General features: G+C 39.4%; 19 protein-coding genes. 11 read left to right on the forward strand and 8 right to left on the reverse strand.

The genetic code is table 11. The annotated features are described in order from the left end of the window. Positions 1 to 3: 3 nt before the first annotated feature. Positions 4 to 2019, reverse strand: a complete 2016-nt coding sequence (gene hyfB, locus ACIH2S_RS17320) for a hydrogenase 4 subunit B (RefSeq protein ID WP_036949171.1) — start codon at positions 2017 to 2019, stop codon at positions 4 to 6. After that, complete coding sequence (locus tag ACIH2S_RS17325; RefSeq protein ID WP_349488086.1) at positions 2019 to 2636, reverse strand: 4Fe-4S dicluster domain-containing protein; 618 nt, start codon at positions 2634 to 2636, stop codon at positions 2019 to 2021. The genes hyfB and ACIH2S_RS17325 overlap by 1 nt, the downstream gene beginning before the upstream one ends. A 442-nt stretch (positions 2637 to 3078) precedes the next feature. Between ACIH2S_RS17325 and ACIH2S_RS17330 the strand changes: the two genes are divergently transcribed. The 5 genes from ACIH2S_RS17330 to ACIH2S_RS17350 all read left to right on the forward strand — a co-directional run bounded on the left by ACIH2S_RS17330 (position 3079) and on the right by ACIH2S_RS17350 (position 14375). Next, the gene (locus ACIH2S_RS17330; RefSeq protein ID WP_430247788.1) at positions 3079 to 5793 is read left to right on the forward strand and encodes a hypothetical protein; all 2715 of its coding nucleotides are present in this window, start codon (positions 3079 to 3081) and stop codon (positions 5791 to 5793) included. A gap of 13 nt (positions 5794 to 5806) precedes the next feature. Beyond that, positions 5807 to 8272: a hypothetical protein gene (locus tag ACIH2S_RS17335; protein ID WP_430247790.1), complete on the forward strand. Its 2466-nt coding sequence runs from the start codon at positions 5807 to 5809 to the stop codon at positions 8270 to 8272. A gap of 149 nt (positions 8273 to 8421) precedes the next feature. Then, positions 8422 to 9198 (forward strand): MBL fold metallo-hydrolase, encoded by a 777-nt coding sequence (locus ACIH2S_RS17340; RefSeq protein ID WP_430247791.1) that lies wholly within the window; start codon positions 8422 to 8424, stop codon positions 9196 to 9198. A gap of 51 nt (positions 9199 to 9249) precedes the next feature. After that, positions 9250 to 10200, forward strand: a complete 951-nt coding sequence (locus tag ACIH2S_RS17345; RefSeq protein ID WP_430247792.1) for a GlxA family transcriptional regulator — start codon at positions 9250 to 9252, stop codon at positions 10198 to 10200. A gap of 722 nt (positions 10201 to 10922) precedes the next feature. Beyond that, positions 10923 to 14375 (forward strand): autotransporter outer membrane beta-barrel domain-containing protein, encoded by a 3453-nt coding sequence (locus ACIH2S_RS17350; protein ID WP_430247793.1) that lies wholly within the window; start codon positions 10923 to 10925, stop codon positions 14373 to 14375. 88 nt (positions 14376 to 14463) lie between these two features. Here the strand turns inward: ACIH2S_RS17350 and ACIH2S_RS17355 are convergent, their stop codons facing one another. Then, positions 14464 to 15840, reverse strand: a complete 1377-nt coding sequence (locus tag ACIH2S_RS17355) for a rhodanese-like domain-containing protein (protein WP_154637186.1) — start codon at positions 15838 to 15840, stop codon at positions 14464 to 14466. A gap of 8 nt (positions 15841 to 15848) precedes the next feature. Continuing rightward, the gene (locus ACIH2S_RS17360) at positions 15849 to 16841 is read right to left on the reverse strand and encodes a YeeE/YedE family protein (protein ID WP_349488083.1); all 993 of its coding nucleotides are present in this window, start codon (positions 16839 to 16841) and stop codon (positions 15849 to 15851) included. A gap of 597 nt (positions 16842 to 17438) precedes the next feature. Between ACIH2S_RS17360 and ACIH2S_RS17365 the strand changes: the two genes are divergently transcribed. The 6 genes from ACIH2S_RS17365 (at position 17439) to ACIH2S_RS17390 (ending at position 22767) form a co-directional block, all read left to right on the forward strand. Continuing rightward, a complete protein-coding gene (locus ACIH2S_RS17365; RefSeq protein WP_430247794.1) occupies positions 17439 to 18275 on the forward strand; it encodes an HNH endonuclease in 837 nt (278 codons plus the stop codon). Beyond that, positions 18272 to 18673, forward strand: coding sequence for a (deoxy)nucleoside triphosphate pyrophosphohydrolase (locus ACIH2S_RS17370; RefSeq protein ID WP_108478873.1), 402 nt, complete (start codon positions 18272 to 18274; stop codon positions 18671 to 18673). The genes ACIH2S_RS17365 and ACIH2S_RS17370 overlap by 4 nt, the downstream gene beginning before the upstream one ends. A 98-nt stretch (positions 18674 to 18771) precedes the next feature. Further along, complete coding sequence (locus tag ACIH2S_RS17375; RefSeq protein ID WP_320205282.1) at positions 18772 to 19686, forward strand: PAAR domain-containing protein; 915 nt, start codon at positions 18772 to 18774, stop codon at positions 19684 to 19686. Beyond that, a complete protein-coding gene (locus tag ACIH2S_RS17380; protein ID WP_108478872.1) occupies positions 19673 to 20122 on the forward strand; it encodes a hypothetical protein in 450 nt (149 codons plus the stop codon). The genes ACIH2S_RS17375 and ACIH2S_RS17380 overlap by 14 nt, the downstream gene beginning before the upstream one ends. A 900-nt stretch (positions 20123 to 21022) precedes the next feature. Then, a complete protein-coding gene (locus ACIH2S_RS17385; RefSeq protein ID WP_430247796.1) occupies positions 21023 to 21379 on the forward strand; it encodes a cell envelope integrity TolA C-terminal domain-containing protein in 357 nt (118 codons plus the stop codon). Between the two features lie 500 nt (positions 21380 to 21879). Next, positions 21880 to 22767 (forward strand): PAAR domain-containing protein, encoded by an 888-nt coding sequence (locus ACIH2S_RS17390; RefSeq protein WP_181468792.1) that lies wholly within the window; start codon positions 21880 to 21882, stop codon positions 22765 to 22767. Between the two features lie 60 nt (positions 22768 to 22827). Here ACIH2S_RS17390 and ACIH2S_RS17395 read toward each other — a convergent pair whose 3' ends face one another. The 4 genes from ACIH2S_RS17395 to ACIH2S_RS17410 form a co-directional block, all read right to left on the reverse strand. After that, positions 22828 to 23652 (reverse strand): DUF932 domain-containing protein, encoded by an 825-nt coding sequence (locus ACIH2S_RS17395; RefSeq protein ID WP_430247798.1) that lies wholly within the window; start codon positions 23650 to 23652, stop codon positions 22828 to 22830. A 95-nt stretch (positions 23653 to 23747) separates the two neighbouring features. Next, complete coding sequence (locus tag ACIH2S_RS17400) at positions 23748 to 24182, reverse strand: antirestriction protein (RefSeq protein WP_272685975.1); 435 nt, start codon at positions 24180 to 24182, stop codon at positions 23748 to 23750. A 240-nt stretch (positions 24183 to 24422) separates the two neighbouring features. Beyond that, complete coding sequence (locus ACIH2S_RS17405) at positions 24423 to 24839, reverse strand: antirestriction protein (protein WP_071547776.1); 417 nt, start codon at positions 24837 to 24839, stop codon at positions 24423 to 24425. A gap of 89 nt (positions 24840 to 24928) precedes the next feature. Next, positions 24929 to 25147, reverse strand: coding sequence for a hypothetical protein (locus tag ACIH2S_RS17410; RefSeq protein ID WP_109912629.1), 219 nt, complete (start codon positions 25145 to 25147; stop codon positions 24929 to 24931). Positions 25148 to 25166: the final 19 nt, after the last annotated feature.

Raw genomic sequence — 25166 nt, forward strand, 5'->3', positions numbered from 1 at the left:
TCCTTACGCCGCAATCACAACAAGCAGCACGATCAAGGCCGCGACCACATACAGGCAATAGAGCCTGAAGTCCCCGCCTTGTAGGCATTGCATGCGTTTTGCTATTCGGTTAATCACACGAACCAGCGGGTAGATAATTTTTTCATCCCAGAACGGTTCTACCTTCCCTGCCCCCTCTTTCGTCACTTCTAAGGTTTGCGCTAAACGCGCTGAAGGGTCGAGCTGAGTACGCAGGCGATACAGCGGCGCAAACATAGAACGCAGCGGCTGGGTAAAGCCCCCCGCTGATACCGACATCTCTTTTTCCCACGCATAACCACACGCCCATGCGTCCCCTTTACGGCGCGCGTCGAGCTGTTTGCCTTTAAATACCATGTAGATAATCAGTGGAATGATTGGCAGCGCTAGCAACAGGATCAAGGTCATGGCTGGTGAAATCATCGCTTGAGATGCGCTGTTTGGTACCAGCATCGCCCCTTGCGCCACAGTGATATCGGTGGCGTGTGTCAGGGACATTGCCACGTTGGCTAAGACCGGAGCGATATAGGTCGCGCCTACACCTAAAATCACACAGATAGCGGCTAAAATCAGCATCGCGGCGGTCATTGTCCATGGCACTTCGCGAGCATGAGTGGCTTGCTCACTGCGAGCACCACCGCAAAAACTGACGCCGTACACTTTCACAAAACACATTGCCGCCAACGCCCCGGTGATGGCTAACATCACAATGGCGATTGGACCGCTGATGCGCATAATAAAAGTGCCTTCGTGACTCATGGAGAATAGCGATTGGTAGGTGTACCACTCACTGACAAAGCCGTTGAGTGGTGGCAGCGCGGAAATCGCCATACAGCCGATTAAAAACGCGGTTGCGGTCAGTGGCATTAATTTGGCTAAGCCACCCATTTTTTCCATATCGCGGGTATGCACACGGTAGATCACGGCGCCCGCACCAAGGAACAGTAATCCTTTGAAGACGGCGTGGTTAAGCAAGTGGTAAATCGCACCGAGCAAACCAATGGTCGCAAGCACTGGCATATTGTTTGCCATGCCGACCATCGCCACACCAACCCCCATCAAGATAATCCCGATATTTTCGACGGTGTGCCATGCGAGTAAGCGTTTGATGTCGTGCTCAGCCAGTGCGTACATAACCCCAAGAACCGAGGAGACTGCACCGAATGCTAGTACCACAATACCCCACCAGCCTTGAGTGGCACCGAGTAAGTCGATACCTACTTTGATAATCCCGAAGATACCGATTTTTACCATTACACCAGACATTAATGCTGACGCATGAGACGGTGCTGCGGGATGAGCTTGCGGTAACCAACTGTGAAGTGGGAGCATCCCTGCTTTGGCGCCAAAGCCAAAAAATCCCAATAAAAAAACGATGGATGCCATCGCTGGTGAAAGTGAAAGCTGGCGGAAGGAATCGAAATCTAAGCTGCCACTTTCACGCCACATTAAGAAGAAGGCGATCATAATTAAAATCGAACCGGCGTGGGCAATAAAGAAGTACAGCAGACCCGCGCGGATGGATTTGTCATCTTGGTCGGCAATCACTAAGAACCAGGAAGCCAGTGACATCATTTCAAACAGGATGATGAAGTAAAAGGCGTTGTCCATCACCACCAAGGCCACCATCGAAGCGATAAACAGGTTCAGGAAGAACCCCATGCTCCACGCGCCGCGACCGCAATATTCCTGAACATAGTTTAAGGAGTATAAGGCGCTGACGGTCACCAGCAGCGAAATCACCATCACCATAAAGGCGGCGAGGCTATCGAGCCTCACGACAAAATTGGCGAACGGGAATGGACCTTGGGACAGGTAAGTAAGCACTTCCCCGCTCATTAGCACCGGAATTGAGCTGCATAAGCCCAGCACGCCGCCGATCATGGCAGCAATTCCCGCGACATAAATGGCGAGCTTTTCTTGGCGTTTAAAGAGCAACGAAACAAAGCCACCTACCGCGTAGAAAATCACCGACCATAAAAGTAACTGAAGAGGTGTCATTATGGGTTCTCCCGATCAGCAACAAAAATGTCGAACTCTGGCGGCATGGCATCGACAGATGCGCTGCGGCGTTTGGCACTTTCGTTTTCGAGTTGGTGTTCTTCCACCAGATGGAGGGCATCGGTTGGGCAGACTTTGACACAAGCTGGCCCTTCGTCACTGAAATCACACAGGTCACATTTCACGGCGACATTGCGGATCCCTGCGTTCCACGCAAGGAAAGGGTTCATGGTTGGGAGGCTATCTGGCACATCTAATAGCATCTCTTTTGGGACATATTGTTCAAAGAAATCAGGTGTATCTACTGGTTTGCTGCCTGACGGTATGATTGCCCCAAATGGGCACACCAAACCACACAGTTTGCAGCCAATGCACAGGCTTTCATTTAGCACAATCATGTCATTTTCGTGGGTGATGGCATTGACCGGACACACACGCGCACACGGGGCATCGTCACATTGACGACAGAGCATCGGTGCGGTTAGCTCGCCAACTTTGACCACCTTTAGTCGCGGATGTGTTTGTAATCCTTGGGCTTTATGCGTTTCTGAGCACGCCGCCATGCAAGTGTTACATCCGATACACAGTTGTGGGTCTGCAATTACAAAGCGATTCATTCGCTTTCCCCTCCAATAAAATCAGTCGGATCTTAAGTTTGTTGCAGACACCTAAGCATTTTTTGTGCCAGAAATAATAGTGTTGTTTATCAGTTAGTTATGGTTTTCGGGGTGAGAGTTCGACAGTAATGACGAAGGGGGGTGATTGAAAGAATAATTTGCAACACTAAGTGATAATTCATAATTGAAATATTGACACTTAAAACTAACATCTATTCTTGCTTAATTCTGTAATAAATCAGAATATAAATCCAAATAAAATTATTAACATTCAGTTCTTAAAGTTAATCACTGAAAAATCGAAAATAACAGATTTAAATAATTATTGTGAGATAAGTCTAACAATATAATATTACTCAGATTTTTATTATACTATTCATATTTATTTTAATAAGTGTTAGCGTAAAATAAAGAAAACTAATATTTATTAATGGAATAAAAAATGAGCAGTAATAATAGTGAAATTATTTTAGATCTTTCTTCAGCATTAAATGATCAACACATTGATAGCTCTCAAAATTTACAAATTGATAGTTTGGAACAAGTCAAAAAAATACTTAATTCATTTCAATCGTTAGCCAATGAATATAAAAATAGAGATCCAAATAAAAATTTATTTGACCTAATGAGAGGTAATAATACAATTTTTATTCACGGAGAAAGAGGAGGTGGGAAAACAACCTTTCTTCGTTCAATATTAGATGAATATAAATTCAAAAATACTAATAAAAAATTCATACCGCTTCCCTTGATTGATCCAACATTATTCGAAACTAATCAACATGTTCTAATCGATATTGTTGCTAAACTATCTCTGTTAATTAATGACTCTCTAACCTGCTGCAAAGATGAAGATAAGCACCTGAAGTTTAGAATAAGTCTTGAAGAAATGGCTGAAGGACTAAAGCTACTATCATCTAATAGTCAAGTACATCAATATGACGCAGCTTGGTTTTTGAATAAAGCCCTCAGTAAATCTTCTAGTGGGCAATCCCTCGAACGACACTTTCATCAATTTATTGACACTATTTCATCAATTCTTAGTTGTGATTTATTTATCATTGCTATCGATGATGTAGATACAAAAACTAATAAAGCAAATGAAATTCTAGAGGTGATACGTTGTTACTTAACTCATCCAAAGCTAGTTATCTTACTTTCAGGTGATTTAAAGCTATATAGTCATATAATTCGAAATAATAAAATTGTAGAAGTTTCAGCCGATAAAAATTCAATTGATGATCTCACATTAGTGAGCCACTTAGAACAACAGTACTTATTGAAAGTTTTACCCATTGAACAACGAATAAACTTAAAAAAACTAGATGAAATAATTAGAAAAAATGAAGTTTTAATAAAATATAGAAGTAATATTAACAATGAAATAGTTCATAGTAGAATAAAAGAATTACTTGAGAAAATATTGTCAAATTCGTTGTACATTAATAGCTCTGATTTAAGTTCTCACATTGATTTTTTAATTAATCAACCAGTTAGAACAACAGTTCAATTAATTAAAACAATGATTGACGAAACTAAATCCGAAAACGATAACTATCATAATTACCCACAGAAATTTAAGAAAATACTTTACCATAGTTTCATAGGCTCTTTAGTTAAAGAAAAAATACAATTAGATAACATCGCACAATCCATGTCGCATATTAATTCTATTTGCTTTGAACTGGTAAATTTACTTTATCGCCATGGTGATTTGGAAACTGGCTATTATTCAAGACCTGATAGTAATTACGAACTATCTAGTTACAACGCAGCTAAATTATACATATCATCAACAATTTCAAGTATGTTTGAAACTAAAGATAATGGTAATTCAAATATAAGTAATGCTATAAAATTCATGCTAGCTGGAGGAGCAGTTTCTAGTATCTATCTTACTTACGTTGCAGGAAACTTAAAAGAAAAAAATGATTTCCATGACTACCTAGATTATATTGGACTTAACAGAAATGAAAAAATCACTAGTTTAGCTGCGCATTTCAGCCCAATAATATTAGACCAATATGATGTATTACGAAGCAAAGCTATTATAGCTGGTGTAATTAGAGTTCCTAAAAGAAAACTACCATCTTTTAATGAAAATGAGTTTTTATATTTAATTGAAAGCCTCAATATAATTGACTCCACAAGCGATAAATCAGAGAAAAAATATTATTCATTAGAATCTTTATCTAACACACATAATGATACTACTTGGGATTTTGTAGATTATCTAGCTGCGAAAACAATTCTCATTTCATCCCACTCTGCTGCAACAACGACTGAAAGCCGTGACTATATTTCTGTACATGGATTATTAGCATCCCTATCTGAAATACTTAATGATAATGAACATATTAATGTTGAAAATTTGACGCTGATTCAAACATATAGTTACCCTGAATTTCTTTCAGGGAAAACAACTGGTAGTAAGGAATTTATTGATGATATAGACTTAGATAGTAATAACACCAGTGATTTAGATGATGCCAAATTTTCTTCCAGTAATCATGCTGAAAAACTAGAAAATTTAATAGATGCTTGGAAGGAAATAACAGTTGATTTCAAACCCTCTTCTATTCTCATAGGGAAAATATGGGTAAGACTTAATTATACACTTAGGCAAATATCAGAAAAAACATCAGAAAGACGAATGTATCAAACAGAAAGGAATGATGTGTTATATAGTGATATTCTGATAAGTGAGTTATTCTCAAGATTTATTATTGGACTAATAAACTCTACTCTAATTGAGGAGTATCGACATAGCAAAGCAATTAAAAAGAGTAATAATAACATTCTATCCAAAGCAAGAAATACTAATAAGTCATCAATACATCTAATTAATAACATTAATGAAATATTAAATGAGAATATTAGTTTCATCGATGATTTACCATTAACATTTAAACTTATCACATGCCCACTACTATGGCCGTTTATAGATGTACCATCAGAAAGAAATAGTTTTGTATTCCTGTCAGATATTTTAGAAAGCGTTTTCAAGCAAGAAATAGAAAATACAAAACATAATGAGAACTTAGCCAAACCTATAGCTATTTTAAAAAGCGAATTTACATCCATAACTAATAAACTTAACCCCTTAAAGTTACAGATATCTAAACTCCCTATCATGGGCTGCTTTAGAAAAAAATAAGATAGGGGAAAATATGTTCATTAATACTCATTTACTTTCAGAGCCAGAACTTTACAAAATGCTTTGTAGCATACTACCTGATCTTATGCGTGGTAGGTCATTGCTCAAAGAGCATACTCAACATATAAAGCAAATTGCTTATGCCAGTTGGCATAAAAGTAACTCGCTGCATATCGACCAAGTGTTTCATCAGCATTGGGAAAACCTTTGGAGCAGAAAAGAGGAAGAGAAATCTCTTAGCCGAGCATTGCTTAACCAAGTTGCGCGTTATCACTTCGTCACAGATCCTCGATACTTGGCGATACGGCTTGATCGTTTTTCTGAATGGCAAAATTGGCTCGCGAACCAATCTGGCTTACCCGTCATCGCTGCAAAAATGGAAGGATTTAATTTATTTAATAAAGAGGAAATTGATATCCCCGCGGCTCGTCACCTTAAACTCAAAGGCCTATTTGGTTTTCGAACACTTATTTCCCCTACCCATCCTTTGGTTGAAGATTATATTGAGCAACATGGCTTAAATGAAAGCCATATGCATTTGAACGGAACCACTCCCTTGGAATCTATGTGGCATTTTTCGTTATGCCACCCAAACGTCATTCTTCAAGACTTAGAGTCTGAATATAAAAAACCTAGAGTTCAATTACTTTACGCTGTTAACAATGTTTTAAATCACCCTAAAGATTATGAACGGTTACTCAAAATTGCTCGAAGGCTACGTCAGTTGCTACTGGTATGGGTGAAATCACACAGTAATATTGATTCATATAAAGATTCTGTTTATCACATACTCAAAAATGAGAATACTAATTTTAATGAAGGTGCCGTTTCTTTTTCATTAGACAGTGATTTTTTTCATCAAGATAATCATTGGGCTCACATCACAGAAATTGACTTTCATATTTCTGTTTTGGCCAAGTTAAAAGAAAAACCTTCTGATGCTTTTGATATTTGCTATTTACTCTATCTTTTATGCTTAAATAATTTTCAACACATATTAGTCCAACGCAATGACCAGTATGGATTTGATCAATTTCAAAAATTTGCCGATGCCGGAATACGTGAAACATACGAAAAAGATTACGAGGCCAGATTCCATCAGTTACATGGTGCCAAATCAAATGGGCGCCCAGATTTAGCAACACTGGAAGGGCGGTTTGCACCTAAAAACAAATCAGAAAAAAATGAACACCTCATCAGTGCTATACTTCGGGGATTTTTATCTTATGCCCAAGGTAAAAGTCCAATCAATAATAATTGCGACTTAAACCGACTTGCTGAAGAAGTGCTTCAATATAAAAGGCCAAACTTCAAACTGGTGGCTCATTTCATCAAATTACCATGGAAAAGAAACGAAGGACCACACCACTATAATGTTAGAAAAGTGGTCATGGAAAATGCATTTTTACTGTTCGAATTATTAAATAATAATCCTAAACTAAGAAATATTATTACTGGAATTGACGCTGCAGCCAATGAGCTAGAAGCACCTCCGGAAGTATTTGCAGAATTATATCGCTATTGTCGACGTAACGATATTCGCCATTTTACCTACCATGTAGGGGAAGATTTCGAACATCTGTTAAATGGTATTCGTGCTGTTTATGAGGCCATAACATTTTTGGATCTCAAAAATGGAGATCGCTTAGGACACGCAACGGCTATCGGTATTTCCCCTAAATTCTGGATAAACCAGATGCCCGATAGCTTATTCCTAACACAAGGTAGTTGGCTAGAAAACTTACTTTTCCTTCGTCATATTTCTTTAAATGACCCATCAGTGAGTTTTTCACTTTCCCATTTAGAATCGCAAATCAATCAGTTATCGTACTTAATATTCAATGAAAATATTGAACTAGATAATTTACAGCTGTTTTTTAATTACAGAGGCCTTTCACCAACAATAGTCCAAGATAAATTACAAGATCCCAACAAGCTCCATTTGGGGTCTAAAAATGAAGAATACAATTTACTCAAAGGTATTGATGACAGAGTATTATCTATTTTAGAAAAGCGCTGGTTCAATAGAAAAATTATTGAACAGTATGAGAAAAAAAAAGAATTCGACCTCGATGCGGTTACCTATGAAATGTTACTTAAGGCGCAACAATTTGTGCAAGGTATTGTGGCTAAGAAACAAATCATCATTGAGACCCTACCGACCAGTAATGTGCGTATTAGCCTTTATAGTTCGATGAAAGAACACCATGTTTTCCGCTGGATACAAGTTCCAGAACGCATTATTGAAGGGGATAGGAAAATGCTGGTTTCTTTGGGTTCTGACGACCCTGGTATTTTTGTGACTGATATGAGAAATGAGTTTTACCATATTTTTTCCACTTTAACTGAGGTATACGGATATACCGAAAGAGATGCACTAAATGAAACTGCAAAAATAAACGAAAATGGCCGAATTTATCAATTTAAAGGGCCTCATGAGGCCTATTCCCCCTCATTGTCACCGCGGGCAGAAAAGTAAGAATCTTTTTTTAGATCATTTAAATACTTAACTAACCTGACCCAATCTCATCGCTAATTGTCCTAATGGTTGCGGTGATTTTGCCCAAAAACATCATAATCGCCTTATTGAGCCACGCGCTTATCAACTCACTTAATAAGGCGGTTTTTATGAAAATTACCCAAATTCGCAATGCTACACAAATCATCGACTATGCGGGCAAAAGATTTCTTATCGACCCCATGTTAGGGGAAAAGGGAAGCTATCCCGGATTTGAAGGGACAGCCAACGCGCACATTCGTATTCCTATGGTTGACCTACCTTGCAACATTAATAGCCTATTGGATGTCGATGCGATTATTGTTACGCACACCCATTTAGACCATTGGGATGAGGCCGCTGTAAAAGCTATTCCGAAAGATAAACTCATCTTTGTTCAGAATGAGCACGATAAACAGCTATTATCTTCCCAAGGATTCACTAATCTCTGCATTTTGTCTGAGTCCACTGAGTTTGCAGGGATCCATTTAATTAAAACCCAATGCCAACATGGTTCTGACCTTGCTTATGAAAACCCCGTTTTAAGTGAACGATTGGGAGATGCTTCCGGTGTGATATTTAAACATCCTTCGGAACAAGTGCTGTATTTAATGGGGGATTCCATTTGGTTTTCCGCTATTGAACATAACTTAGCGGCTCATGCGCCCGATGTGGTGATCATGAACACTGGTTGGGCGCATATCTTGGGATACGGCTCGATTATTTTTGGGCAAGAAGATATGCTGAAAGTACGGCAGATAAGACCAAATGCAAAGATTATTGGTACCCATATGGAAGCCATTAATCACTGCTTAGTCACTCGGCAACAGTTGCTCGATTATGCCGCTGTAAACGGTTTGGCTGACGCGGTTTTTGCCCCGAAAGACGGTGAAACTGTCTCTATATAGAATTACTACTACCGTTGTTTCCCATAACTTACTGCCATAAAGGAACGTTCAATGAAAACAACCACCGTTGCAATTGTGGTCACAGAAGGGTTTAGCACCTTCCATTTGTCGGTTCCTTTGATTTTCTTTGGCAATATGATGACAGACATCCCCCTGTTTTCACGAAAAATATGTGCTGAAACAACGGGGTTAGTCTGGTCAAAAGAGGGAACTGCGGTCAATGCAGAATACAGCTTCGAAGCCCTCAAAACCGCAGATATTGTGGTGATCCCATTTTGGGAGAAGATCCATGAGCGCCCTAGTGAGCCCTTACTTACTGCAATTAATGAGGCAAAACAAAATGGCGCCTTATTGGTAGGTTTATGCCTGGGCGCTTTTGTGCTCGCCTATGCTGGTGTACTCGATGGTCATAAAGCCGCCACCCATTGGAAATTTGAACAAGAATTTCAGCAGTTATTTCCAAAGGCCAAATTAGATGTCAATGTGCTGTATACCGAAGATGATGGCGTAATAACGTCCGCAGGAACCGCCGCCGCCCTAGACTGTTGTTTGCATATTGTCCGACAACGTTTTGGTGCCAAGATAGCCAATGAAATGGCGCGCAGAATGGTAACACCACCCCATCGAGATGGTGGTCAAACACAATATATTGAACAGCTTATTCCCCGTAACACCAGTGACCAACGCATTAATCAGCTTCTCGATTACCTGCTAAATCACCTACAACTCCCCCACTCTATTGATGAGCTCGCCAGTAAAATGTCCATGAGCCGTCGTACCCTCACTCGTCATTTTCAAAAAGCGACAGGCATTAGCATCGGCGAATGGTTAACCGTTGCACGCTTGAATCGCAGCCAAGAACTTCTGGAAAGCTCAGCCTTCTCTATTGAACGCGTGGCTGAATTAGCGGGTTTTCAATCCTCCGTGACATTTAGACAAGTATTTAAAGATAAATTTGGAGTTAGCCCGATGCAATGGCGAAAAGTATTTGGGAACGATTAGATATTTTTTAAGCCATAAAAGAATTTATTTTTCATATAAAAAATATAGCCAAGAAATTATTTTTCATATCAATTCATTAATATTTAAATCTATCAAAAAACCCATTAAAAAAATAAAAAATATATCCCTCATTATTTTTAAAAAATAAAACTGGTAATACCAGAACAGATGAAAACAAATTACTTAATTAAAAAATCACGTAGATAAAACAAATCTTAATTAAGAATTATCTTAATGCAAATCAATGACAAAGAATCATTCTCACTCTTAACATTAGGATTAAAAACCGTTTTAATTCCACTTTCAAAATTAAAAACCATTTATTTTATTAATTTAGATAAAAGGATCACGAGTGTTAATCCTTGAATAAAACACTTGGAAAATAATAACTAGCTTGATTATAGTTCTCGAAATTATAGTTCTAATACAAAATAAGTATTCTTTATACCTATTATAGTTATTCGAATTATAAATTAGACATACAGTTCCAAACGATAACATTGTCATTAACTTTCTCACTTAATCAGTCCAATTTAGACAACTTTATTAAAGGCTAAAAAATTCACCAATAAATTCAATGCTCATTAATTTAATTATAAGAGCTTAAAAATAATTTAAATATTCCCGTAACTGCATCAGTAGCCTAACAGCTCGCTGGGCATCATTACATTGCTAATAACTTGATTTAATTTATAAAAATTAAACGTCAAGGATGGTTTCACATGAAAAATAAAAAACGCTACTACCCCGTAAATTATCTTCTTTTACTTATCATGGCTTCAACAGGTCATGCTGCCACCATTACAAATGGTGAAGTCAAAGAGTTAGATGATAAAAATGAAATTTTAGATCTTGATAATTTATATATAAGAAATGGGAAAGTTCTTATTAAATCTGGAACACTAGAAACCAATAACACAGTGATCACTGATTATTTCGGGGAGTCAGGAAGTGTGACGGTTTCTGGTAGCGATTCTATCTGGAATAACAAAAATACCTTGAATCTTGGTGTTATCAGCGTTCATAACCGATACACAAAAACCCCCTCAAAGTCAGGTATTGATATTATTAATGGTGCTCAAGTTTATACCGATAAATTTTCTATGGGTAATTATCGGGGCACCAATCTAGACGAAGAAGCGCAATATACCTTAAATGTCGATGGCAAAGGTTCCATCTTAAAGGTTAATCAAGACTTAACAGCCTCCTCATTTGATAGTAATCGATTCCCAATTGGCGTTGTTACAATCAATATTGATAATGACGGTGTTATTGAAGCTGAAAATGTCGTCATGCATGATATGAGAGCAAATTATGACGAAGCATCCCTAAAAACCGTTTTAAATATCAAAAATAACGGATTATTAAACGTTAAAGAAGACGTTTACTTTGCCAAAAACTTTGGAAATGCCGATCCTGATACACCCAGTGAACTGAATATTTTGTCTGGCGGTAAAATTAAAGCGAAAAACTTTCATGCCGGTGTACATAAAATGTGGAGTGCTAATTCCCCTGTCTCCTTATTAATTTCAGGTCAAGGCTCCTCCATTGATGTGGCTGAAGATTTTACCACCGGAGGAAATTTACGCAGCTTATTAACTGTCGAAGATGGCGCTGAAATAAACGCTAAAAATATCACTTTGGGTACAGGAGAGTCCGCAACGGTTGACCCTTACGACATCAACACGCCGCATCCAACCGTAATCGTGACTGGTGAGCAATCAAAAATCACCGCTCAAAACCACCTCATCTTAGGGGATAACGTCAACCATGAAATCACCATTGCAGACGGTGGCTTGGTCTCTGCCGAAGAGATAACCCTCGGCAAAACAAAGCTTCTCCCAAATATTTTAGGAAAAAGTACTCTGAACCTGCTGGCTGGCGGGAATGTCACCACCCACAAAATCAACTTAAACAAAGACAGTAATTACTTTAATGCCGTTATTTATCATGGTGATGGTGGTTTAGCAGGTGAATTAAATACCGAGAGTATCGAAGGCTTCACAGGCAAAAATAACTACCGGTTTAATGACGATATACGTCCTATGCAGGCGGGGTTAGTATTCAATTATCAAAATGATAATGATTTTGCCCCGAATCTGATTAATACCATCAATGTGGTAAAAAACAATACCAACACTATTACGTTTGCAGGAGATAACAACCTGCATAGTGGCATTGTGGTTATCAACAATGGCGCGTTAAAAGCAGGTAATCAAAACGCCTTTGGAAGCCGTGTCGATGTTAAAAACTTCAGCCAGTTTGACCTCAATGGATTTGGCCAAACAATTTCATCACTGGATAACCGAGGAGTCGTTAAGCTTTCAAGGGACAACCAAACACAAACGCATTTGAATATTCTTAATGGTTATAAAGCTGATAATGGTTCTCTCTATTTCAATACTGAACTGGGTGGCGATGATTCAAAAACAGATAAATTAATCATTAATGGCGATAGCTCCGGCAATACCACGGTTTATGTGAATAATATCCATGGGAAAGGTGCACAAACGGAAAAAGGCATTGAGCTGATTACCGTAGCTGGTCGCTCCCTTGGGGAGTTTAAGCAAAGCGGGCGTATTGTTGCGGGCGCTTATGATTACACGCTACTGCGAGGTGGCTATGTTCCAGGTACGAATTATAAAAACTGGTATTTGACCAGTTTGTATGTGGAGCCGCCGGTAGACCCTGTTGACCCTGTCGACCCTGTTGACCCTGTTGACCCTGTTGACCCTGTCGACCCTGTCGACCCTGTTGACCCTGTCGACCCTGTTGACCCTGTTGACCCTGTTGACCCTGTTGACCCTGTTGACCCCGTTGACCCTGTTGACCCTGTTGACCCCGTTGACCCCGTTGACCCCGTTGACCCCGTTGACCCTGTTGACCCTGTTGACCCCGTTGACCCCGTTGACCCTGTCGACCCCGTTGACCCTGTTGACCCTGTCGACCCTGTTGACCCCGTTGACCCCGTTGACCCCGTTGACCCCGTTGACCCCGTTGACCCCGTTGACCCTGTCGACCCTGTTGACCCTGTTGACCCCGTTGACCCCGTTGACCCCGTTGACCCCGTTGACCCCGTTGACCCTGTCGACCCTGTTGACCCTGTTGACCCCGTTGACCCCGTTGACCCCGTTGACCCCGTTGACCCCGTTGACCCCGTTGACCCCGTTAAACCTATCGACCCTGTTAAACCGCCACCTCGACCAGAAGTGGGGACTTACATCAGTAATATGCAAGCTGCCAATACTCTGTTTGATCTGCGACTTCATGACCGCTTGGGGGAGACTCAGTATACAGATGCGTTAACGGGCGAAACCAAAGTGACCTCGATGTGGCTACGCAATGTAGGTGGCTTTAACCGTTCCCAAGTGGCGCAAGGATCGCTAAATACACGGGATAACCGTTACGTTATCCAATTGGGTGGTGATGTTGCCGATTGGTCAACCGATGGGCTTAATCGTTACCATGTGGGTGTGATGGCGGGATACGCTCACCAGAACAGCAAAACCAAAAATCACCGTAATGGCTATGATTCCAAAGGTAATACAAGTGGTTACAGCGTAGGGCTTTACGGTACTTGGTATGCGAATGAAGCCGATAAATCTGGGTTGTATGTCGATACTTGGGCGCAGTATAACTGGTTTGATCATGAGGTTAATGGTCATCAGCTTGCCACCGAAAAATATAAATCCCGAGGCATGACGGCTTCTGTAGAGTCCGGTTATACCTTCAAAATGGGGGAATACACCACCAATGAGATGGTCAACACTTTCTATCTGCAACCTAAAGCGCAAGTGACGTGGCAAGGTGTGAAAGCGAATGACCATACCGAAGTTAATGGCACCCTCGTCAGTAGCAGCGGAGAAAATAATATCCGTACGCGCCTGGGATTACGGGCTTACCTACATGGCCACAATGCCATTGATGAAGGTAAAGGTCGCAACTTTGAGCCTTTTGTCGAAACCAACTGGATTTATAACAGCAAACAGTATGGCGTGAAGATGAATGGCGAGCAGTTTAATGTTGCCGGCACCCGTAATATTGGGGAAGTGAAAATCGGTATTGAAGGCCAGATTAACTCGAACTTGAACCTGTGGGGGAACGTTTCTCAGCAACTCGGCGATTCCGGTTATAGTGATACTCAAGCGGTGTTTGGTATTAAATATATATACTAGTTTAATTTCGTATTTGTAGCATATAAAAAGGCGGCTTGTATCTGTGTGAATGCAAGCCGCTTTCATTTGTGTGTAACCAGAGACCTGATTAGCTTTTACAAGATTGTCCCGGTTTTTTCACGATTTCGCCAAAGTCATTCAATGCGCTTGGCTTGGTGATTTTACTCTGCGCATTATTGAGCACAGGTAATTCAGGATCCATTTGCCACGCATTCCAGCCACCATCATAGATCTGGCTATTCTCCCATCCCGCCATTTGAGTCATAAACCATGAAACACTGGCTCTCCACCCTGTGCCACAATAAAAAGCAACGTGGTCTGATGGCTCAATGCCTTGCGTTTTCCAAAGGGCAAATATCTCTTCTGGGTTACGTAACGTGCCGTCAGGATCATAATAGTCAGACATATCGTTCGCGTTTTTACCGCCGAATCCCCAGATAGCCCCAGCAGGCTCGCCTTTACGTGGAATATAATCATACCCCGTAATTTTCCCAGTATATTCATCCCAAGTACGGTTACTGATTAGCTTTAATCCCGCTTGTTGTGCTTGTATCGCTTCCGCAGGCATAGAAATGTTGACCTGAGGATTTGCTGGAATAGATGTCCCAAAATCTGTAATCGGTACAGGTATATTCATCACGGTTTCTGTTGGTAATTCCGCATCAACCCAGACATTTAAACCGCCATTAAGAAAGCGAACATCTTCCACACCCGCCCATTTTAATGCCCATAATACGCGTAATGCGGCCATCTGGTTTTCAGAATAAACCACCACTGGCGTATCCTTATGAATGCCATTTTTCAATAAGTTATGTTCAATCACATTCGGTTCGGATAGGTTCCATACTGGCCCATTTTCAATCCAGTCAGTATTAAAATGGTAGGCACCTTTAATATGAGTAGAATATGATTTTGACTGCTCCGCATCCCCCCAAGAGACCTCAAAAATGACAGGCTTTTGGTCACTGGTATAGCTTTCTGGTTTTTCGCCCTTCAGCGCCGCATTGACCCAGCTTGGCGAAACACTCATCCAATAATTGGGATATTTATCCATCGGATAATCTGCATTGGCATATTTAATGAACTCTTTAAATGCGAGTACCTTATAACCTTTAGCTGCAAATTCTGCGGTGACGCGTTCTAAATCATCGAGATTGCTATCATAGAAAACCAGTGTTTTTTCTTTGGTAATTCCTTTTTCTTCCACGAAGTGAGTAAACTTATCTTCATCAATAAAGTCCAGCCAGCCCGTCGTAAATTGCATAGCGCCTTGTATATGACCACCACGCGCAGCGTCTTTATCTTTAAAACCAAAAAATAGGCTATCTGGTCGGGTATCGATAATAAGATAATCTGGATTATTTAGATTCTTCGATAACTCATCAATACTAATATCTTTTACTACGGTCTGATCACAGCCCGACAACCAAACCGATAATAATAAAATGGCTAATTTTGCCTTCATTTTTTTTCCTATATTCTGCACTGTGTCGGTCTGATGAAATAACTTGTGAGCCAAACACCGGCCATCACCATAAATGTTGAGATCCACCCCTGCCAAGAGAAATAGGCGGTTGCCACCAGTGAGTTAGTGACGGTGCATCCTCCCGCTAGTGTTGCCCCTATTCCCATCACAACTCCACCCATTAGGCGTTTTACAACCGTTTTCCCGTCAGGGGGCAATGTTAATGCAAACTCACCTCGGAGCTTGGCGCTGATCATGGAGCCTGCCAAAATACCAATCACAAATAAGGTTCCCCAATTAAGGTAACGCTGCTGACCAGTGACAAGATATTGAACCACATTCGCAGAAGGCACTGAGATCCCAAAACCAAAATTACGTCCACTTTCCGCACTCAAATACCAAGCAATAATCCCGAGGATCCCAATAAATACCGCTGTTAAGTTAAGGGGCAATTGCTTATATTTTCCTAATGGCGGAGGTGAATAGCGCGGGTGGCGATGCTGATAAATCAGTAAGCCAATCGTGACGATAATTAATATCGCAACCAGATACCACGGAGAGATGTTCAATGTTTTATCGATGGTATCAATCTGTGCTGGGTGGGTTAATAACGGGTCAATCCAATGCTTTAAACTTCCTTTCCAAGCGGATGCCATCGTGACAATAAACGCAAATAATGCGAGCCATGTTCCTGTTAACCCTTCACCAGAGCGGAACCAAGCCCCGCTGCCGCAGCAACCTGCTAATACCATGCCTACACCAAATAAAAAGCCACCGATAATTGTGGCAGTTACAGGTAATGTGCCTTCTGGAATCGTTATCAATCCCATTGATTGTAAAGCAAAAAAGCCAATCGCTTGAATAGAGATAGCAATCAATAGTGCCGTAAGAAAACGCGTATTTTTCTGATAAACAATATTTCTGAAGCCAGAAACAAAGCAAAATTGTCCTGACTGGAGTAGCGCACCAAAAAGTAGACCAATAAATAAGCCACTAATCATGAACTAGCCCCTGTGGTAACGTAATAAGCTGCATAGGTATTTCTCAATAGTTATTTTAAGTCAGAAGAATCAATAACGAGCTTGGGAGAGTCGTTTTAGCCCGATATTTTAATACTTCACAGATTTTCCTATGATAGCGCTTAATGAATATGGTTGAAGCTTATTAACTTGTTTTGCATCAATTTTAGAAGGGAAAAGTACAGATCGGTTATATTTCAACCCACACGCTTTCAATCAAGGGACTATGTGCTAGGACCTCTATTTATAAATAGAGTATTCGCCTTAATTTAAACCGGATAATGCAGTTACAATAAATTTTAAAGAAAAAAAGCTTTTCATATTCCCAATCGAAGAGGTTGAATCACGATTTTTCATAAAAATTAAATAAAACGTAAATCTCGGGAATCAATATAACTATTATCAGATATCAAAAACCACGCATACATATACCCAAAGGCGTTAAGATATTCTGCAAAATTAAACATACACATTATTCCAATGCTCAACTATCACCTGTAAAGTATAAAAGTTAATTGAGCGAGTAATTATTCAAGATTTGTTAATTCTGAATATGCTAAGAAGGGAGTAAAAAATATTGTGTATAAATATAATGATCTAAAAATAGGCGCAAAACTTAACAACGCAGAGCTCTGTGAAATATTTGGATGTAGCCCCCAAGGTGGTATGCGTCGTGCCCACAAAACAAATACTTTAATTATTATCTCAAATCACATCAAATCTATCTACGATGACCGATGGTCCAACAATGTGCTTCATTATACCGGCATGGGTACTAAAGGTGATCAAAGCCTAAGCTTCCAACAAAATAAAACCTTGGCTGAATCAGGAAATAACGGAGTTTCCATTCACCTATTTGAGGTATTTAAAGACCAAGAGTACACCTATATGGGTGAGGTTATTCTTGACGGCGCTCCGTATCAAGAAACACAACCTGATGAGCAAGGAAAGCTTAGAAAAGTGTATATCTTCCCATTGACATTAATTTCAGGCGAACGGCAAATTCAGCAAAAAGATCGAGATAACATAGATAATATTAGAACTCGTAAAGCAAAAAAATTACCTATCGAGGAACTGCAAAAATTAGCAGCTGGAAGTGGAAAAGTAGCGACTTGTTATCAGCAACAATCGACAAATTATGAGAGAAATATTTGGATCGCTGAGTTGGCTAAAAGATTAGCGAAAGGACAATGTCAACTTTGTCTTCAACCCGCTCCGTTTAAAAATACTAAAGGCGAGCCTTATCTGGAAACACATCATATCGTTTGGCTTTCCAAAGGTGGTGATGATACATGTGAAAATACCGTAGCCCTATGCCCTAACTGCCACAAGAAAATGCATATCGTTAATAATGACGAAGATATTGAGACTCTAAAAAACCGAAATAAAGAATTATTAGAAGCGAACAACCAATGATCAGGAAGCATATTGAAGTCGTCGCTGCTGTGCTGAAAAATAAAGATAAGTTTCTAGCCGTGCAAAGGGGCTTCTCGAAGCTAGATTATATTAGCCATAAATGGGAGTTCCCTGGCGGCAAAGTAGAAGTAGGTGAAACACTTGTTGAAGCAATTACCAGAGAACTAAATGAAGAGTTAAAAATTACAATTACCGACCCAAAGTTTTTATTAACTATCGAACATAGCTACTCTGACTTTGATATTACAATGCATTGCTTTGTCATTGAATTACCAAATAGAACGATAAATCTTACAGAACACATTGATTTTATTTGGCTTTCTAAAGAAGAATTAAGAAAAGTAGATTGGGCATCCGCCGATATTCCTGCGGTAGAAAAAATCCTAACAACATTTTGAGTGTATTTATTCCGAATAATAAAAAATAGCTTGTTAATTGCCTATTGATAATCAACAATCTCATTTCACTTAAGTTAACCAAAGGAATGGTGATAAACATGGCTATAGGCTATTTTTTACGAGTTGGCGATAAAACAACATGTGGCGGTCAAATTTTAACCGGTGACAATACCTTTATATTTCATGGAAGATCCGCTGCACGTCAGGGCGATCTAGTCACCTGTGGAAAGCACTCAGGAACATACAGCATACTTGGTGGCGTTAGCAATGTATGGGGTAATGGTAGAATGATGGCTGGAACACTAGATAGCTTTAGCTCCTGCCCATGCAAAGCAAGGCTAATAAACTCCATCACTGATTGCTACAGTAAAGATGATGAGCCAGCCCAAGCAAGATCTTTCGTTGAAATTGAACAAAAGCAGTTAATAACAACACCTAAGCCATCATCAACTGTTAATAATGTTTTTAATAATACTCACAATGTACCAGTAATCACCTCAAATTCACCTATCAACGAAGCATTTATAAAAGATCCAATTAATATCTATGTGATGATAGCTATAGACTGGGAAGGACATGTCGGGCTTATTATTGGTGATGGAGAAGACGCCATACTTTATGATCCAGGAGGCTCATATACAGGCTGCTATAATCGACGCTGTGAAGATGGCGCACCAACTCATAGGGGATCGAATGACCAATTTCCTTATCCAATGTGGGAGTGGAATGATTATTTATTCTATCACCTTGCAAGTGGGCCAAATGTCTCTATAGTTCAATTTACTATACCGAAAAAACAAGCCGACCATTTAATACAAATCATAGATGAGATGGGAGGTGTTTTTCCTGGTTTCTGTGCTGCAAAAATATCTGAAGCTTTGAGGGCAAGTGGAGGGATATTCAGTAAGCTACCAACTGTTGCATACATGAGATGGCCAAGTACTTTCAAAAGTGAATTGATGGATCTATATTTTCCAAGCCGAGAATGGTGGAAGCTAAATGGCGCTTATTAAAAAGAGAAATATCGCATCCTACATTGCTTACTGTCTAGGCATTATCTTTTTCTATCTTGAATCCGTTAAAGGTATTTTTTTTAAAATATTCCCTAAACCAGGACGATTTTGGCAATATGATGATCATTTAAGCTTACTCACGGATATGCTATGTATTACCTTAATTGTCTTGCTCATTATGCTTTGTATAAGAAAATTTCCGAATAAGCATTTTATATTTATTATTCTGCCCTATTTTCTATCAATCATCTCTTGGTATTACATCAACATTCTACCTGATCCTGATTTGGGAAAGAAACTAGGAACAACAACGGGTGTTTGGGGAGCGCTATTTATTACTCAATATATAATGCATGGTGTTTGGTTAATCCCATTGATTGCATACCCTGCGGATTTTTCTTTCCGTAAACTCATAAAACAATGTAATGAAAACTAAATTTAACTTAATTAATGGCTCTAATAACTATATAGCGTTTTGCTTAGGCATTCTTGTTTTCTACCTAACAATGGTAAAACAAGTTTTTTTTACGTTTTTTCGACAAGTTGATAATTTTGCCTTAATCCATCAGAACTTAGAAATGTTAATGTTTGTATTTATTGGCTTAGTAATTTTCATGTCCATTCTTTTGTTCTTCCATAAAACAATTAATAAACATATTACATTTTTACTGCTGCCATATTTACTATCTGTCATGACATGGCTCTATACAAATTACATTCCCAGTGTTAAATTTTATAGAAAACTCAGTAGTTACGGTGAGTTTGAAGCTATTTTTATAGTATCCTACATAATCTATGGTGTGTGGCTAATACCACTAACAGCTTACACTTTTAGTTTTTTGTTTCGTAAATTAATAAAAAAACGTGAGCTTTGATAATATAATATGCCTACTAAAATATCCTATATCTCATTATCTTTAGGTATTTTATTTTATTACCTTGAAATGGTTCATGAGTTTTTTTTCAGGTTGTATCCGAAAGCAATGAATACAGTGCCTATATTTCAACATCAAATCTTATTGAGTATCATTTTTGCTATTTACCTTTTATCTATAGCCCCCTTATTCTTTTTATGCATCAAAAATAAGATAAATAATGGCTATCGTTTTTTATTTTACATCGTTTTGCCTTACATACTTTCTGTAATTGCTTGGTATATTACTAATCCAAGTCAGTACTCCAGCAATGGTTCAACCACTGGGATACTTGGTCACATGTTCATGACATCTTATGTAATACATGGTGTATTTTTAATTCCTATAGTTGCATATGCAGCTGATTTTTTACTTCGTAAGATGTTGAAGTAAATTATTTTTATTAAATATAGAGCGATTAAATGATCATTAATTTAAAAAATCACATTCTTTTTTTTGTCATTCTTTTTCCTGCTTATTTAAACTCAGCCCCAGCTAATAAGCATCCAATGGATATTTATGCTTCAAATTTAAAAAAATCCATTCAAAGTCGGTTTTATGATGTAGACCTTTATAAGGGAAAAGAGTGCGAAATTAAGATTACCCTCAACGACGATGGAAAATTAATTTCAGCTATCCCTAATGAGAAAAATAATAACAATGATAAAAAGCTTTGCATTAGAGGTATGGAACTAATTGAAAACACTCAATTTCTGCCTACCCCAGAAGATAACTTAACATCAGATAAAAATGTGTTTTTTATTATTCTTCGCCCATAGGAATTATTCTATTGAGTAGGATATTGGTAGCTCGACCTTAACTACTATCGAATATCCGCACATCTATCATCATTAACAATAATTACTTGATTCTTAAATTTGATAGATGAAAAAACAAAGGAAAAAACCAACAATTCACGAATTCCAGACATAAAAAAAGACGCTCTAAGCGTCTGATTTTTGGTGCGAAGGCCGGACTCGTGCTTTACAGATAATGCATTGTTTTTATTCAGTATAAATTTACAGATAATTTTTTGTATACTTAAATGTATACTCAGTAGTTTGGGGTTTGAAAACTAAATTAATTAGCATCACTCCCTCTCTTATATAAGCTTCTGCCATAATACCATTTTATCCTTCTTGTTGGACATTATTAAAATACTAACACCCTATCTCTTATCTATTGTAATCCTTAGTAATTGTTAAAAATAACTTGTCAATGCCTTAACACTGCTCAACAATAACATTTAACTTAAGTGCAATTACGTTTAAGGACAGACATGGCTATAGGCTATTTTTTACGTGTTGGTGATAAAACAACTTGCGGTAGTCAGATTCTGACGGGTGATAATACTTTTATATTTCATGGAAGATCGGCTGCACGTCAGGGCGATCTAGTTACCTGTGGAAAGCATTCTGGGACATACAACATACTTGGTGGCGTTAGCAATGTATGGGGTAATGGCAGAATGATGGCGGGAACACTAGATAGCTTTAGCTCCTGTCCATGCAAAGCAAGACTGATAAACTCGATCACTGATTGCTACAGCAAAGAAGATGAACCGATGTCTCGCGCATATAACCCTGTAGCTACCCAGGCTCCTATTCAGCAAACAATTAGCCAACCAAGTAATCATTATGCTCCTCCTATTATTGCCAATAACAGCAACAAAATTAAAATTGATGCGCAACACCTAATTGATTGTGCTGATGAGCTTTGTGAAAAACACCTCTATTATCCAGACATAAAGAATGCATTCCAAAGTCAAGTAGAAGCTTTTGCTTATCTTATTGTTGATCAAGTTGAATCTGGCCAAAAAAGTTATGAACAAGGTTCTGCCGAGTTAAAGCAGGAAGAGAAAAGCTTACTGGAACAATCACTAAACTGGTTAACTAATGGTCTTTCAATTTTTGGTGGTGCAGGCATGGTGTGGGCTGGTGGTGCATTATGTGGAACAGGGCTTGGCTGTATTATCGGAGCTCCTTTAATTGCACATGGCGCTAATGGTATTTACGAGGGTATAGAAGGTTTAGTAGAAGGACGAGACGATATCGATGGCCCACTAAGAGATACATTATTCAATTGGAGTATACTCGTTTCAGCTGTGATCATTTTATTATTTTATTTAAAAATGATATGGGCATTAGAGTCTTTAGGACGGCGTTAATATAGGGTAGAGCCTTAGTCTCTACCCACATTATACCCACCCTAAGCACTCAATGGAGCTTCATTTGTTAATATACTCATACATCTTTTCAGTCATCACCCACAGCGCCTTATTCAATTTAATATCCCCATCAATACCGTTCACTGAACGCGTGCGAGCGCGTTTACCTTTCGCATTTCTGCCTGATAATCCCCCTTTAATTAAATTTTCTTGCAAACGTTGGTACACCGTCCAAAGATCGTCCTTCTTATCTTCTACACGGCGTGGCTGTAATACTTGCGCTTCGGTCACAGGTTGATGCGCTTCACCATAACGATATGTGAGAGCAGATTGAGCAAAGATGTGTTGGGCTGGTGGCGGTAATATCAAGCTTTGCATTTCTTCGCGTTTATCTGCGATGGCATCGAAGGTGCCTAATACTTCATAAGCCCCTTCAATGACTTTATTTACCACATCGCCCTTGTGCGGTACTCTGACCTCACCAAACGTGTCACCGCAAACGAGGCCATTCTGACAAACGAATCGGAACATCCCCGGTAACATCTGATAACTCGATGAGCCATCATGGCTATTGAGTAAGATGATTTCAGGCACTAGGCTGCCCGTAATTTGGTCATGACGTCTGAGGCGTAACAGATGCTTAGTATGATCACGACGGCTGTCATCTCGTACACGAGTTTGACAGGCAAAGAACGGCTGAAAACCTTCTTTCTGTAAACTTTCTAATAACGTAATCGTAGGGATATAGGCATATCGTTCACTGCGGGATCCGTGTTTGTTTTCACCAAAAACACTGGGTACTGTGCGAAATAACTCTTCGGTAGTTAGCGGGCGGTCACGACGAATAGAGCAAGCATTGCCAAAACGGGAAGCTAAACGAGACATAGGGGTTCTCCTCAATAATTAAACTGATAAATAATTCGATAAATGGATTAAATGAAGATTGCTGGTGGGAGAAAGATAAAACCGTGACTGATAAATCAGTCTATAAGGCGAAAGATTTGTGCTTGCTCGGGATGTTGCATTGCATAGTCACGAAGTTGGTAAAAATACTCTACCAGCACAGAACTCTCGGTTTTAAACGACCAGATGCTATACACCATTAGACAAACTGCGATACCGGCTGCTTCAGGGCTTAACTCAGCTTCATTTCCGTTATGCGGGTTAAACATTTGCAGGGAGGTTTCGAGCATATCAGGCCAGATAAATGCGCCGCCATTAGACAGCATACTGAACTCCCAGAAAGCACCTTGATAGACCTCACACATCTTATCCATCAGATTAAAGATATCGCCTTCAATACGTTGCCAGTCTGGCACAGTACCAAAGTAAAAACGCCAGAAGGTACTACGACCACGGGAATTGACGAGGTTGGTTTTGATAACCGTTGATTCTTGCTCTTGTAAGGTAAACATAGTAGAACTCCAATTTAGTCGATATTGATAGACAGTAATAAACAAAAAAGCCCTACACCTTGCGGTGCAGAGCTTTCTCGAAATGATAGGTATATTGAGTATCATTTTTAGTGACGCATTCTGATGATTGATTCACTAAAATAATATAGATATAAAAATAAATGTAAGTTAATTAATGGGTTAGTCTGATGATGCTTTTATAATGAATCAGATAATACGAAGGCGTAAATAAGGACGTGGTTAATCGATTAGATGGAAAATGGCGGAACGTTCTGGGTGTTGCGCCGCATAATCACGCAATTGATAAAAGCGATCGACGAGGATGTCACTTTCCGTTTGAAATGACCATAAACTGTACATCATCAAACACACAGCAATGCCTGCCGCTTCACAGCTAACGTTCGCCTCATTGCCGTTATGCTGATTGAATAGCGTAAGCTCCTCTTGATTCAAATCGGGATAAATAAAAGCGCCGCCATTAGATAAAGTGCAATATTCCCAATACCCGCCGTGGTAGTCCTCACAAAACTGGCCCATGGTAGTAAAAATCACCACTTCAAAGGTTGAAAAGCCTTTAACGTTGCCAAAATGAGTTTGCCAAAAATGCGTGCGCTGGCGGTTGGAAGCGGGTGTTGAGATGATGGGTTTAAGTGTCATAAAAAAGCCCTTTTGTGGATGTTACGAAATAAAAAAGGCAGACCGATTGGTCTGCCGTTATGTTGAATCTACATTGAAATAGTTGAGTTTTAGTGGTCACTAAATAGCCCGTTGAGTAGTCGTTCAATGGCTCCCCCCAATAAGGTTGTGCAAGCAAGCGTCGCCCCAAGTCGAGCCGCTTGAATTTCCGTGTCGGAATACTTGCCTTCAAGCGCAAGTTGTTCATTGACCGTCTTCTGGGCGTAGTAGGTGATAGACACCAGTGTCACAACACTCACAGAGGTGGCGATAAGTTTAAAAATGGACATAGATTACCTTTTAGTCAGG

The organism is Providencia lanzhouensis (genome assembly GCF_050469745.1).
Classification (GTDB): Bacteria; Pseudomonadota; Gammaproteobacteria; order Enterobacterales; family Enterobacteriaceae; genus Providencia; species Providencia lanzhouensis.